General features: G+C 59.5%; 13 protein-coding genes. 7 read left to right on the forward strand and 6 right to left on the reverse strand.

Annotated elements, in window-relative coordinates; all coding sequences use genetic code 11:
- Nucleotides 1–212 precede the first annotated feature (212 nt).
- The 3 genes from ASG68_RS20815 to ASG68_RS20825 form a co-directional block, all read right to left on the reverse strand.
- Nucleotides 213–857, reverse strand: a complete 645-nt coding sequence (locus tag ASG68_RS20815) for an acyl-homoserine-lactone synthase (RefSeq protein ID WP_062580607.1) — start codon at nucleotides 855–857, stop codon at nucleotides 213–215.
- A 164-nt stretch (nucleotides 858–1,021) separates the two neighbouring features.
- Nucleotides 1,022–1,759, reverse strand: a complete 738-nt coding sequence (locus tag ASG68_RS20820) for a helix-turn-helix transcriptional regulator (RefSeq protein WP_062580609.1) — start codon at nucleotides 1,757–1,759, stop codon at nucleotides 1,022–1,024.
- Nucleotides 1,760–1,925: 166 nt separating this feature from the next.
- Complete coding sequence (locus ASG68_RS20825) at nucleotides 1,926–4,238, reverse strand: NADP-dependent malic enzyme (protein WP_062580612.1); 2,313 nt, start codon at nucleotides 4,236–4,238, stop codon at nucleotides 1,926–1,928.
- A gap of 204 nt (nucleotides 4,239–4,442) precedes the next feature.
- On the opposite strand from ASG68_RS20825, the gene ASG68_RS20830 reads away from it, so the two are divergent.
- Both ASG68_RS20830 and ASG68_RS20835 read left to right on the forward strand, forming a co-directional pair.
- Nucleotides 4,443–5,282 (forward strand): UDP-2,3-diacylglucosamine diphosphatase, encoded by an 840-nt coding sequence (locus tag ASG68_RS20830; protein WP_062580615.1) that lies wholly within the window; start codon nucleotides 4,443–4,445, stop codon nucleotides 5,280–5,282.
- A 93-nt stretch (nucleotides 5,283–5,375) separates the two neighbouring features.
- Nucleotides 5,376–6,596 carry an MFS transporter gene (locus ASG68_RS20835; protein ID WP_062580618.1) on the forward strand — a complete coding sequence of 407 codons (1,221 nt, stop codon included), beginning with the start codon at nucleotides 5,376–5,378 and terminating at the stop codon, nucleotides 6,594–6,596.
- On the opposite strand, the gene dgcA is transcribed toward ASG68_RS20835, so the two are convergent.
- Nucleotides 6,548–7,531: an N-acetyl-D-Glu racemase DgcA gene (gene dgcA, locus ASG68_RS20840; RefSeq protein WP_062602570.1), complete on the reverse strand. Its 984-nt coding sequence runs from the start codon at nucleotides 7,529–7,531 to the stop codon at nucleotides 6,548–6,550. The two genes, ASG68_RS20835 and dgcA, sit on opposite strands and share 49 nt — an antisense overlap.
- Nucleotides 7,532–7,671: 140 nt before the next feature.
- On the opposite strand from dgcA, the gene ASG68_RS20845 reads away from it, so the two are divergent.
- The 4 genes from ASG68_RS20845 to ASG68_RS20860 all read left to right on the forward strand — a co-directional run bounded on the left by ASG68_RS20845 (nucleotide 7,672) and on the right by ASG68_RS20860 (nucleotide 11,942).
- Nucleotides 7,672–8,814, forward strand: coding sequence for an ABC transporter permease (locus ASG68_RS20845; protein ID WP_062580623.1), 1,143 nt, complete (start codon nucleotides 7,672–7,674; stop codon nucleotides 8,812–8,814).
- A gap of 17 nt (nucleotides 8,815–8,831) precedes the next feature.
- The gene (locus tag ASG68_RS20850) at nucleotides 8,832–9,665 is read left to right on the forward strand and encodes an ABC transporter ATP-binding protein (protein ID WP_062580626.1); all 834 of its coding nucleotides are present in this window, start codon (nucleotides 8,832–8,834) and stop codon (nucleotides 9,663–9,665) included.
- 92 nt (nucleotides 9,666–9,757) lie between these two features.
- Nucleotides 9,758–11,128: an MlaD family protein gene (locus ASG68_RS20855; protein ID WP_062580628.1), complete on the forward strand. Its 1,371-nt coding sequence runs from the start codon at nucleotides 9,758–9,760 to the stop codon at nucleotides 11,126–11,128.
- 199 nt (nucleotides 11,129–11,327) lie between these two features.
- Nucleotides 11,328–11,942, forward strand: coding sequence for an ABC-type transport auxiliary lipoprotein family protein (locus tag ASG68_RS20860; RefSeq protein ID WP_062580630.1), 615 nt, complete (start codon nucleotides 11,328–11,330; stop codon nucleotides 11,940–11,942).
- 2 nt (nucleotides 11,943–11,944) lie between these two features.
- Here ASG68_RS20860 and ASG68_RS33085 read toward each other — a convergent pair whose 3' ends face one another.
- Nucleotides 11,945–12,379, reverse strand: coding sequence for a BON domain-containing protein (locus ASG68_RS33085; protein WP_413814033.1), 435 nt, complete (start codon nucleotides 12,377–12,379; stop codon nucleotides 11,945–11,947).
- Between ASG68_RS33085 and ASG68_RS20870 the strand changes: the two genes are divergently transcribed.
- Nucleotides 12,366–12,635: a hypothetical protein gene (locus ASG68_RS20870; protein ID WP_062602572.1), complete on the forward strand. Its 270-nt coding sequence runs from the start codon at nucleotides 12,366–12,368 to the stop codon at nucleotides 12,633–12,635. The two genes, ASG68_RS33085 and ASG68_RS20870, sit on opposite strands and share 14 nt — an antisense overlap.
- Before the next feature lie 70 nt (nucleotides 12,636–12,705).
- Here the strand turns inward: ASG68_RS20870 and hemF are convergent, their stop codons facing one another.
- Nucleotides 12,706–13,617, reverse strand: a complete 912-nt coding sequence (hemF, locus tag ASG68_RS20875; protein WP_062580636.1) for an oxygen-dependent coproporphyrinogen oxidase — start codon at nucleotides 13,615–13,617, stop codon at nucleotides 12,706–12,708.
- Nucleotides 13,618–13,640 lie beyond the last annotated feature (23 nt).

Here is a 13,640-nt window from a genome sequence, read left to right on the forward strand (position 1 = left end):
CGAACGGAAGATCACTGTTCTCTCTCGCCTGAATCAACGTCTTTTATTTTTGCCATGCGCGCCGCCGTTCATGGCGGCAACAAGGCGCTCAGTGACATCATAACCTCATTCGAAAACGGTGCAATGACGACCGTCGGCCAGCGTTAACAGGCGCGCGGAAAACTTTGAAAATGTGGCGGAAGAGCCGCGATTGCGGCTCTTCGTGTCCGGTTTCACGCTGCCCGGGCCATTTCAAGCGACATCGGCCGCTCCAGCACCGTTCCGCCGATCTCCGCAACGGCCTTCATCGTGTCGAGAAGGTCCGGGGTGACCTCCCAGGCGACGGCGACGGCATAGACGGAGCCGATGCGGTGCGGCTCGCCGATCCGCTCGCCGGGGCATCCCATCCGCCGGAACATGCGCTCCAGGAAAACGTCGGTGACGGTGACGATATGGCTCAGGCCCGAGGCCAGGCCAAGCTCGCCGACACCGCACATCAGTTCGGCCGCTGCCAGCGTCACCTGGTTCGATGCGCGATCCTGCGAGATCGTCGGATCGATGCAGAAGCGGCTGGATTCCCAGACCGAGGCGCTGCGCACTTCGGGATTGTCGCCCAGCAGGATGGGAAACGTGTCGTCGAGCATGTTCGGGCCGAGCGTCGGCAGAAGCCGCAGTGCTCCGCGCAGTTTCCCGGTCTCATCGGAATGGGAAAGCACATAGATCGGGTTGGCAGCGTCATAATGGTCGATTTCCCAATCTCCGTGCACAGAGACGTCCCACTTCAGCAAATCGTGGAAAACCCGCTTGCGCAGTTTGAACATGGCGTCGAGTTCTGTCGGGTGACGCTTGGCGGCGTGGGTATTCAAAATCCTGATCATTGTTCGCTCCTGTGATCGAAAGGCAGGAGCGAATGCTGTCAGGGAAAGGCGGCCCGCAAAACTGTCGGTAGTGACAGGTTCGAAATGCACGTCAGTATGATACGGAAACCAGTGCGTCCTGAAAGGACGCACTGGTGGACGGGCAAGGGACGGATCCAGAGATCCTAAAGGGTGGAGATGAGGTCGCGCCGGACGGCTTGGGCGACAGCTTGGCTGTTCGAAACGACGTTGAGCTTTCGGCGGGCATTGGTCATGAAGAAGCGAACGGTGCGCTCGGAAATGCCAAGAATCGTCCCGATCTCCCAATAACTCTTGCCGGCCGCTGCCCAACTGAGAACCTCGGTCTCGCGGTGGGTCAACGACTTGCCGCAGTGGTCGGATAGCTGGATGCGGTTGTCGTTTTCGAGCAGGGAGGCATGAAAGAGATTGGCCAGAATCTGGAAATCGCGCAGGTGGCAGCGCTTGTAGGCCGGCCATTCTTCCGTCGGCATATCGGCCTGGATGGCGAGAAAGGCCAGCCGCCGCGTCGGCGTCGGGAGCGGAAGGGTGACGCCGTCGAGTTTGTGGCCGAGATCGGCGGCGGTTGCAAAAAGTGGCTCGCTTTCAGGATGGAGTTTGCGGGCCGTTGCCCAGTCAACCGGTCGCACCCCGCCGATTGCCATTTTCAGGACGGGATCGATCCGCTGGAAACCGGCGTCCATATAAGCGCGCAGGCTGTTCGCCCCCAACGTATGGTGCAGGCGATGAATGGCCAAGCCCGCCGGGAACACGTCTGCGTCGAGGTAAAGCAAATTCGCAATGCTGAAAGTGCCGCGCATCAGGTCGAAAAACCGTGTTGGTTCAACAAGTTTCTCGTTTTCCATAATGTCCAGCAGGTCAAAGAACGCCTGTTGGTCCGTCATGCCGCATACCCTGTTATTTTACGGGTTTTAGCATGGTAACGGTTTCAGATTTTGTCCAGCGCAATCTTCGGTTCAATGAAATTTTATACGTTGATAAACCTAAAATTGTATTTTTGATCATTTATCGCGCATGTGAGCCGGTCGTTGACCGGCTCACATGCTGTCTTTAGGCCGGGTGCGATGCTTCCACCACGGCCAAGGCGGCCATGTTGACCACGCCACGTGACGTCACCGATGGCGACAGGATATGGGCGGGCAGGGCCGCTCCGAGCAGGATCGGACCGACATGCAAGCTGTCAGTCATTGTCTTGACCACGCCCAGCGTGATGTTGGCCGCGTCGAGATTCGGGAAAACCAGAAGGTTTGCCTCTCCCGACAGCGTGCTGTTCGGCATGACGCGTTTGCGCAGAAATTCCGAAATGGCGGAATCCCCGTGCATCTCACCATCAGCCTCCAGGTCGGGCGCAAGTTCGCGGACGATCGCGATCGCCCGGCGCATCTTGAAGGCGCTCTCGGAGTCACGCGAGCCGAAGTTCGAATGAGACACAAGCGCGGCACGTGGCGTGATGCCGAAACGGCGAATTTCCTGAGCGGCCAGGATTGCCTTTTCCGCAACTTCTTCGGCCGTCGGATTGAAGGTGACGTAGGTATCGGTCATGAAGGTCGCGCCGCGCTGGGAGATCAACAGGCTGAGCGCGGAGAAGTCGAGAACGCCCTCGCGCTTGCCGATAATCTGTGAGACATCGCGCAGATGGCGGCTGTAGCGGCCTTCCACGCCGCAGATCAGTGCGTCGGCTTCACCGCGCCTGACGGCGAGTGCGCCGATGACGGTCTGGTTGGTCCGGACGATCGTACGGGCCGCTTCCGGAATGACACCGAGACGCCCGACCAGCGAGAAATACTCGTCGACATAATCGCGAAAGCGCGGATCGCCTTCCGGATTGACCACCTCGAAATCCGTATCCGGCCGGATGCGCAGGCCGTAACGTTTCAGGCGGGTCTCGATGATGTGCGGACGTCCGATCAGGATCGGGCGTGCCGTTCCGTCTTCGAGCAGGACCTGTGCGGCACGCAGCACGCGCTCGTCTTCGCCTTCCGCGAAGATGACGCGGTTCTTCTGGGCGTTCTTGGCGGCGGCGAAGATGGGCTTCATGATGAAGCCGGAGCGGAAGACAAAGCGGTTCAACTGGTCGAGATAAGCGTCGAAATCGGCGATCGGCCGGTTGGCGACACCGCTTTCGGCGGCGGCCTTGGCAACGGCCGGCGCGATACGCAGGATCAGCCGCTGGTCGAACGGCGAGGGGATGAGATAATCGGGGCCGAAGATCGGCGTTTCACCGGAATAGGCACGGGCGGCAACATCCGACGGCTCCTCGCGGGCAAGCGCCGCGATGGCGCGCACGGCGGCCATCTTCATTTCCTCGTTGATCGTGCGGGCGCCGCAATCCAGCGCGCCGCGGAAGATGTAGGGGAAGCAAAGGACGTTGTTGACCTGATTGGGGAAGTCGGAGCGGCCGGTGCAGATCATCGCGTCCGGGCGGGCGGCGCGTGCCACTTCCGGCATGATTTCCGGATTGGGGTTGGCGAGCGCCATGATCAGCGGCTTTTCTGCCATCTGTGCGAGGAGTTCGGGCTTGAGGACGCCAGCCGCCGAGAGGCCGAGGAAAACGTCGGCTCCAGCAATGCTGTCGGCGAGAACGCGATTGCTGCTGTCTTGCGCGTAGATCGACTTCCATTGGTCCATCAGCACTTCGCGGCCGACATAGACTAGGCCTTCAAGGTCGTGGACCCAGATGTTTTCCGGCTTTGCACCAAGCGTCACCAGCAGGTTGAGGCAGGCAAGTGCTGCGGCACCCGCACCGGACGTGACAATCTTTGCTTTCGCGATATCCTTGCCGGCGAGTTCGAGGCCGTTGAGGATGGCGGCGGCGACTATGATGGCGGTTCCGTGCTGATCGTCGTGGAAGACTGGGATATCCATCTTCTCACGCAAACGGCGCTCGACCTCAAAACATTCCGGAGCCTTGATGTCCTCGAGGTTGATGCCGCCGAAGGTGGGTTCCAGCGCCGAGACGACGCTGACCATCTGGTCGATTTCAGGCGCGTCGATTTCGATGTCGAAGACGTCGATGCCGGCAAATTTCTTGAACAGGACGGCCTTGCCTTCCATCACCGGCTTGGAGGCGAGCGGTCCGATATTGCCGAGGCCAAGCACGGCCGTGCCGTTCGAGACGACGGCGACGAGGTTCGAGCGGGCCGTGTAGTCGGCGGCCGTCGCCGGATCGTCGCGGATCGCAAGACACGGAGCTGCGACGCCCGGAGAATAGGCGAGCGCGAGGTCGCGCTGGTTGCCGAGCGGCTTGGTTGGCTGGATCTCGAGCTTGCCGGGGCGGGGATAGCGATGGAAGAACAGTGCCTGTTCATCAAGGTCGCCGCTTGCTGGAGCCGTGGGGGTCTTGGCCTTGTCGCCGGTGCTCATCGTGTATGATCCTCGCATTTTGTCGCGGCTCTTTTTGCATGAAACGAACCGTCCGTACAGTTTCGGACTGCCGGTTTATGGCGGGTTTTCCGGAACAGGTGTTTTGCCGGATATAGCCACGGGTCGTCGTGCTGTCATTCTCCTGAAACAAGAGTCTGTTTTTGAGAGGTAAAGAGAGGCCCGAGAGATCTTTTGCGAGGCAGCATGACCAAGAAAGAGCAAGAGCCAGCCATCCGGCACTTCAGGACCCTGTTCATTTCCGACGTCCATCTGGGATCGAAGGCGGCAAAGACCGACTATCTCCTCGATTTCCTGCGCGTGAGCGAAGCCGAGACCATCATTCTCGTCGGCGACATCGTCGATGGATGGCGGCTGAAGCGGAGCTGGTACTGGCCGCAACCCTGCAACGACGTCATCCAGAAGCTGCTACGCAAGGCGCGCAAGGGCACCCGCATCATCTATATCCCCGGAAATCACGACGAGTTCATGCGCGACTTCCCAGGCGTGCATTTCGGCGGTATCGAGGTCGCCCAGCGCCACATGCATGAAGGCGCCGACGGCAGGAAGTATCTGGTCCTGCACGGCGACGAGTTCGATGTCGTGGTTCGCAATGCGCGCCTGCTCGCCTATCTCGGCGACTGGGCCTATGACATGGCGATTGCCATCAATATCGGGCTGTCGGCAATCCGCCGGCGCCTCGGGATGCCCTATTGGTCGTTTTCCGCCTGGGCCAAGCTGCAGGTAAAACACGCGGTGAATTTCATCGGCGAATTCCAGAAGGTCGTCGCCGAGGAAGCACGCCGGGAAAAAGCGGATGGTGTCATCTGCGGCCATATCCATCACGCCGTGATGGAGGATATCGATGGCATCCGCTACATCAACACCGGCGACTGGGTCGAAAGCTGCACGGCGATCGCCGAGCATCATGACGGCACGATGGAGCTTATCACCTGGCGGCAGCTGAGTGGCGTGCCGGTCGTTCAGGAAGACACGTCCGAAGTCGAAATGATCATGACGCGGACTCTTTCGCAACAGGCGGCCTGAAAAGCACACGCGCTGAGGATGTAGGGAAATCTAGCTTCTAGCGCCCTTCCGAGCCGCTGTGATAGATCATGGGAATATTGTTCAGGTCTTTCCATGATTCCCTCCTCTCCGCCTCCGTTTCATGAGGAAGCGCCGGCCTATTTCGTGCCGCGCATTGCCTTGTTGTTCTGCGCGCCGCTGATCATCAATGGCTTTGCCATGCCGTATTTTCCGGTCTGGCTGACCACGCTGTCGCTCAACGATTTCGAGATCGGTATCATCCTCGCCGTTCCTATGTTCGTGCGCGTTGTTACCGCGCCATTGGTCGGCCTGCTTGCTGACAGGATCGGCGAGCGGGCGAAGGTCCTGATCTGGTCGGCGGTTCTGTCTCTGCTGACGGCGCTCGCTTTGTTCGTGTCGCACAGCTTCTGGTTTGTCCTGATCATCTACGCGCTACAGGGAGGTGTCTATTCGCCCTATGTGCCGATCGTCGAGGCGATCGCGCTGACCGGCGTACGGCGCTGGGGTTTCGACTATGCGACCATGCGCGTCTGGGGCTCAGTCGCCTTTATCGGCGCGACCATGCTTGGCGGGGTGATGATCGGCTGGTTCGGCGGCGCTATGGTGCTGCCGGCAATGGCAGGCGGTTTCCTGCTGATGATCCTGATGACCTTCATCGCACCGCGCGTCGGCAAGCCACGTCGTCCGTCGACACTGACGACGCTTACCGAACCGCCGCCGAAGGCTCTGCGTAAACTCGATCTTCAACTGCTCCTCATCGGCGTCACGCTGGTCAATGGCAGTCACGCGATGCTGTTCGCCTTTTCCGCAATCTACTGGCAGCACATCGGCTTTACCGGCACCGAGATCGGGCTGCTCTGGAGCGCCGGTGTCGCGGCGGAGGTGGCGATGTTCTTCGCGGCCCGTTGGGTCATCCGCCGATTCAGTCTGTGGACGATGATCTTCTCCGGCTGCATCCTTGCTGTCGTCCGTTGGATCATCTTTCCGATGGACATGGGATTTTGGGGCTATTTCGTCCTGCAGTGCTTCCACGCCTTCACCTATGCCATCATGCACACCGGTATGCAGAACATTCTGGTGCAGCGGGTGCCCGAAGAGCAGGAATCCTCGGCCCAAGGCCTGTATTTCTTCTATACCGGGATATTCTCCGCGATCTTCACCTTCACCTCAGGCTATTTTTACACTTGGCTCGGCGTCGACGGCTTCTACACGATGTCCGTGGTCGCTTTCGTCGGCTGCTGTTCCGCCTTCGCTGCCTGGGTTCTTCAGCCCCAGAGAGCGGGTAGTGGCGGGAAGACCAGCGAGGCTTCGTAGCGCAGGCCGGGCTGTCGATCGTGTGCGAGAAGCAGCGGACCGTCGAGATCGACGAATTCCGCGCCCTGCGCCAGAAGCATGGCCGGCGCCATGCCGAGCGAGGTGCCGACCATGCAGCCGACCATGATTTTCAGGTTCAGGGCGCGCGCGGCATCACGCATGCGCAATGCTTCGGTGAGGCCACCTGTCTTGTCCAGCTTGATATTGACGGCGTCGTAGAGCCCGGCGAGTGTCGGGAGATCCTCCGTCTTGTGCACGCTCTCGTCGGCGCAGACCGGGACGGGGCGTGAGATCGTTCCGAGAAAACGGTCTTTGCCAGCCGGCAAGGGCTGTTCGATCAGCGCGATATTTGCCTCGAGGCAGGCGGCGAAATGATGGGCCAGATTGTCCTCCGTCCAGCCTTCGTTGGCGTCAAGGATGATGGCGCTATCTGGTGCGGCGGCGCGCACCGCGCGAATTCGGGAAGCATCGTCCGCGGTTCCGACCTTGATCTTGAGCAAGGCGCGGTGCGCGTATTTCGCAGCCTGAGCGGCCATCGCCTCCGGTTCACCGAGGGAAAGCGTATAGGCAGTCGTCAGAGATAACGGTTCGCTCATGCCGGCGATCGAGGAGGCGCGTCTGCCGTCGATCTTGGATTCGAGATCCCAGAGCGCACAATCGAGGGCATTGCGGGTCGCGCCGGCCGGCATGGATTCGCGCAGCGTTTCGCGGCCGATGCCCGATTCGATGAATGGCCGGGCGGCTTCGATTTGCGCGAGCACGCTCTCGATGGTTTCGCCATAGCGACCGTAGGGCACGCATTCGCCCCTGCCGGAGAAGCCGTCCTGTTCAAGCGTGCATGTGACCACGGAGGCCGTCGTCTTGCTGCCACGGGAAATCGTGAAACTTCCTGCAATCGGGAAATGTTCAACGGCGGTGGTCATTACGCGTTTCATGGTTTCTCCTGTGGCATCCATATCTCAGCAACCGGCCGTTTGGTTCGGAAACGTTTCAATCGGTGACAGATGGTGCCCGAGCGGCTATGAGTCGATACCGTTTTATCAAATGCAGCCATCTCCGGAAGACAAGAACAGACGTGACGCGTTCCCAAGTCAAAACCGACACTGACATACAGCTGGAAGACGCTGGCAGCGATGGCAGCGGGGTTTATCGCTTGACCGGCGATTGGCGAAGCGTCTCCATTCACACCGTCATGCCGCGACTCGACCAACTGGCAACAAAGGGCGGTGGGGCGAGTGAAGTGGATCTGAGTGCCGTTACCGCCATGGATACGGCAGGCGCCTGGGTGATCCGCCGCTTCCTGACGAAGATCGGCGATCCGAAGCTCACCAGCGACACGCCCCGTTATATCGAATTGCTGGGTGCGCTACCGGCGCAGTTGCCTGAGCCGGCGGTTGATACGGGCAAGGGCGGCTTCAATTTCTCGCGATTCTTTGCGCCGATCGGCAAGGCCGTGATTTCGGCCTGGGAAGATTCTGTCGCCGCCATGTTCATTCTCGGCTCGGCAGTCCGTGGCGCACAGCTGAAGCTTGGCCGCCACAGCGGTCTTTCCCCGGCGGCAATCGTTAATCAGATCGACCGCATGGGCGTCCAGGCAGTGCCGATCATCCTCTTGATGTCCTTCCTGATCGGGGCAATCATTGCACAGCAGGGCGCGTTTCAGCTTCGCTATTTCGGAGCGGAGCTGTTTGTCGTCGACCTCGTCGGCATTCTGCAATTGCGTGAAATCGGCGTGCTTCTGACTGCGATCATGATTGCAGGACGATCGGGCAGTGCGATCACCGCCGAAATCGGCTCGATGAAGATGCGCGAGGAGATCGATGCGCTGAAGGTTATGGGGCTGAGCCCGATCGGCGTTCTGGTCTTTCCGCGGCTTGTCGCGCTGACCGTTGCCTTGCCGCTGTTGACGATCATTGCCAATTTTGCCGCGCTGACCGGCGCGGCTGTCGTTACCTGGAGCTATTCCGGCATCACATTTGCCACGTTCCTGGCGCGCCTGCAGGAGGCCGTGGACTTTTCCTCCGTGCTCGCGGGCATGATCAAGGCGCCGTTCATGGCGCTGATCATCGGCGTCGTTGCTGCGGTCGAGGGCCTGAAGGTCGGTGGCAGCGCCGAATCGCTCGGCAAGCACGTGACGCAGTCGGTGGTGAAATCGATTTTCGTCGTCATTCTGGTCGACGGCCTGTTTGCAATGTTCTACGCGGCGATCGATTTCTGATGGAAGAGATTCGGACGATGGACGCCACGGAAGACGGAACAGCGGCTGAGACCGCGGAAAACGCGCGAAACGATGCGGAAGTCATCCTCTCCGTCCAGGATCTGACGGTTGGCTTCGGCTCCAACATCGTGCTCGACAAGCTTAATCTCGACATCTATCGCGGGGAGATCCTGGGTTTTGTCGGGGCCTCCGGCACCGGCAAGTCCGTGCTGATGCGGACTGTTCTGAGGCTGCTGCCGCGCCGTTCCGGTTCGATCAAGATTCTCGGCGTCGAGTATGACGCGGTGAGCGAGGAAGAGCGCATGGCGCTCGACATGCGCCTCGGCGTGCTGTTTCAGCACGGCGCCCTGTTTTCCTCGCTGACGGTCAGGGAGAACATCCAGGTTCCCATGCGGGAATATCTCAATCTGCCGCAGGACCTGATGGACGAACTTGCGCGGCTGAAGATCGAGATGGTTGGTCTTGCGCCGGAGGCGGCAGACAAGTTTCCGTCCGAACTCTCTGGTGGCATGATCAAGCGAGCGGCGCTGGCGCGTGCTTTGGCACTCGATCCGGATCTGGTCTTCCTCGACGAACCGACCTCGGGACTCGATCCGATCGGTGCGGCCGAGTTCGACAACCTGATCGCCAAACTGCGCGACACCCTGGGATTGACCGTGTATATGGTGACTCACGACCTCGACAGCCTGTTTTCCGTCTGCGACCGGATCGCAGTGCTGGGACAAAAGCGTGTTCTGGTCGAGGGAACGATCGAGGACATGCTCGCCTGTGATGATGAATGGGTGACGTCCTATTTCCAGGGCAAGCGCGCGCGCTCGATCGTCCGTGACGACCACAAGAAGGCCTCGTGACGGCTTGCGGGCATGAAGTCCGCCTCCGTTTTCGAAAGAGTGATTGAAGCAGGGAGCCGCATGCGCGGCGTCTCCGAAGGGTACCGGTAGCAATGGAAACAAAAGCCAACTACGCCATCGTCGGTTTTTTCACCGTCGTGGTCATCTTCGCGGCCTTCGGCTTCGTCTACTGGATGTCCCAATATGGCCGCAGTGGCGAAATGGTGGAACTGGTTGTCAGCATTCCCGGCTCAGCCAACGGTCTGAGCGTCGGTTCGCCGGTGCGTTTCAATGGTATTCCGGTCGGCTCCGTCCGCAATCTCGCCATCAACTCCAACGATCCGCGCTATTCCGTTGCCGTGACCGAAGTTTCCGTGGATGCGCCGGTGCTGAAATCGACCACGGCGACGTTGGAAATCCAGGGCCTGACAGGCGCCGCCTATATCGAACTCAGCGGCGGCAACAAGGGTGATGAAAACATCCTGCAGAAGGCGCTGGAAAGCGGAAAATCCGCACAGATTACTGCCGACCAGTCGAGCGTGACCAGTCTGCTGGCGACCGCCGACAAGATTCTCGATCGGGCCAACAGCGCGATCGGCGATATCCAGGGTTTCGTCAAGGATGTCCGTGGTCCACTGACCAATACGATCTCCAACGCCGACCGCTTTACCAAATCGCTCGCTGATAATTCCGAGGGCATCGACAAGTTCCTGAAGAGCGTCAGCGCCCTGTCGACCTCGATCACGGCAGCGGCCGGCAAGCTCGATTCGACCCTTTCTGCCGCTGATACGCTGGTAAAGTCGGTCGATCCAAACAAGATTGACCATATCGTTAGCAATGTTGAAAAGATCAGCAATGATCTGAGCGTTGCCTCGAGCGGTGTTGCCGATACCATTGCAAGCTTCAAGAAGACCGCCGAAACTTATCAGCGCTTCGGCGAGAAGGCGACGGCGAGCCTTGACCGGGTGGATACGCTGATCGCGGCAATCGACAGCAACAAGGTGGCCGGCACCGTCGATGACATCTCCGCGGCCAGCGCCGACGCGCGCAAGACGGTCGCTTCGATTGCAGAGTTTGCCGAGCGCATCAAGGGGCGCCAGAAAGACATCGACCAGACGATCACCGACGTCACGCAGATGGCGAATAAGCTCAATGCTGCTTCTAGCCGCGTCGACGGTATATTGGTCAAGCTCGACGGCTTCCTTGGTGATGCCGATGCGCCGTCACTCTCGGCCGATGCGCGTGCCACGCTCGCGTCGTTCCGCAAGGTTGCCGACAACCTGAATGCGCAGATCGGTCCGATCGCCGACAATCTCAAGCGATTCTCCGGTTCGGGTTTGAGGGATATCGAGGCGCTGGTCAGCGATACAAGGCGAACAGTGAAGACGCTCGATACGACGATCTCGACCTTCGACAAGGATCCGCAGAGGCTTCTCTTCGGTGGCGAAACCGTCAAACAGTATGACGGGCGAACCCGTCGCTGATGGGACGGCCAGATTTGTTTCGAGACAGTTGATGTCTTTACCGGAATCAGGCTTTGCCACACGGGTGGTTCCATGCGTGGCAAGGCTGCAATCCCGGTCCGGATTCTGCCTCACCTTAGGACAGAGATGCCGCTTTAGGGCTTGTTTTGGCGGGATCAGTGTCTAAGTTGCTGCTGATTGACGAAGGATTGTGTTTGAAATGAATTTTCCGGACGTGCTGTTTGGTTCGAAGGCGGGATTGATCCGGGCCTGCACAGTTTTGTTGATGGCCGCGTCTCTTTCAGCCTGCGCCGGCAAGGCAAACAACGATACCTATGGCCTCTCGGCTTCTCCGGTTGTTGAAGGTCCGGCATCGACAGCCAAGCAGATCCTCGTTCCCGAACCGACGGCGCTGAAGGCGCTCGACAGCGATCAGGTCGTGATTCGTCTTTCCGGTTCTGAAATCCAGTATCTCGCCGATTCGCAGTGGAGCGACCGTCTGCCGAAAATGGTGCAGTCGAAACTCGTCCAAGCCTTCGAGAATACCGGCAAGATCGGCGGCGTCGGCAAGCCGGGCGAGGGGCTGGCGATTGATTTTCAGGTCATCACCGATATCCGCTCGTTCGAAATCTCCACTGAAGGTGCCGACACGGCGATCGTCGAGATTTTCGCCAAGATCGTCAACGACCGCAACGGAACGGTGCGCGCCCAGAAGGCATTCCGCGCGACAGTTCCCGTCAGCGGCAGCGGCAATCCGGCCTTCGTCAAGGCGCTTGACGCTGCCTTCGCCGATGTGTCGGCCGATATCGTTCACTGGACGTTGAAGGCGATCTAATCCTAAACAGCCGTCACACGGTTGACGATCTCAGCAACGCCCTGGACCGAGATTGCAGCCTCGTAGGCTCTTTCGATCTCTTCTGTTGTCGGAACTGTGCCGTCGAGCATGATCGTATTTCCCTTGGAAACAACCGTGATATCGGACGCATCCAGACCGTCGACAAGGCTTAGCCGGTCTGCAACCCTCGTTTCGAGGTCAGCGTAGCCTTGCGGAAAAATCTCCTCCGGCGCCTTGCCGTGAAATGTCCGTTCCTTGAAAACCATGACAGCGTTCTCCCGCGTTGAATTCCACGTCACAACGCGTCTGAAACCGTTTTGTTCGGGCTTGTTCCATTCGAAACAACGCAGATAAGCGGGCCATGAGATTGTTGGGTCACTGGATGAGACGAACTCATCAGCAACCAACAGAGGAGAAACCATCATGCGCAAGGTCATCATTTCCGCCACTGTCGCCGTTATCGCAGCAGTTTCGTTTGCCGCTCCCTCACAGGCCGGCGGCTTCTCCATCGGCTTCGGCCACGGCCATCATGGCCACCATGGCCATCATCACGGCGGCAGCGTCTCGATCGGCTTCTATGATGGCGGTTACTACGGCGGCGGCTACTACGAGCCGTCCTGCTACATCAAGAAGGTGAAGCGCTGGGACAAGTGGGGTAACCTGCGCATCAAGAAGATCCGTATCTGCGATTGATCTTCCCATTTCCCTGAAACAAAAAACCGGCCGTTCGCGCAGCCGGTTTTTTCGTTTGAGCAGAGGGCAGTCAGGGCCAGCGAACGACCGGCGGCATTGACGACAGGATGGAATTGACGTTGCCACCGGTCTTCAGGCCGAAGATCGTGCCCCGGTCATAGAGCAGGTTGAACTCGACATAACGGCCACGGCGCACCAGCTGCTCGTCGCGGTCCTCTTCCGTCCAAGGATTGTTGAAGTTGGCGCGCACGATCTTCGGATAGACCATGCTGAAGGCCTTGCCCACATCTTGGGTGAAGGCGAAGTCGGCATCCCAACCGCCTTTTTCCTCGCCCGAATGCTGCCAGTCGAAGAAGATGCCACCCGTGCCGCGCGGTTCGTTGCGGTGCTTCAAAAAGAAATACTCATCGCACCAGTCCTTGAAGCGCGGATAGTCGGCGACCGGATGGCGGCGGCAGGCGATTTCCATGCCTTTGTGGAAGAGAAGCGTATCGGGATCGACCTGGGTGCGGCGACGGTCGAGCACCGGCGTCAGGTCGGCACCGCCGCCGAACCAATGGCTTGTGGTGACGACCATGCGGGTGTTCATGTGAACGGCAGGGACGTTTGGATTGACGGGGTGGGCGATCAGCGAGATGCCGGAAGCCCAGAAGCGCGGGTCTTCATTCGCGCCGGGTATCTGGCCGCGGAATTCCGGCGAGAATTCGCCATACACAGTCGACGTGTGCACGCCGACCTTTTCGAAGACGCGGCCTTCCATCATCGACATGCGTCCGCCGCCACCGGCACCTTCGTCCCGGCTCCAGTCCGTGCCGACGAAACGACCGGGTTCGCGATCGGACAGCGGGCCGGTCAGTTCGTCCTCTAGCGTCTCGAATGCGGAGCAGATGCCGGTACGCAACGTCTCAAACCAGGCTTTCGCCTTCGATTTCTTTTCCTCTATGTCCGCGGGCAATCCCTGCGGCAGGTCTGGTCGTTCCATAGGCGTATTCCTGTTATTCAGTG

The organism is Rhizobium sp. Leaf453 (assembly GCF_001425605.1).
GTDB lineage: Bacteria > Pseudomonadota > Alphaproteobacteria > Rhizobiales > Rhizobiaceae > Pararhizobium.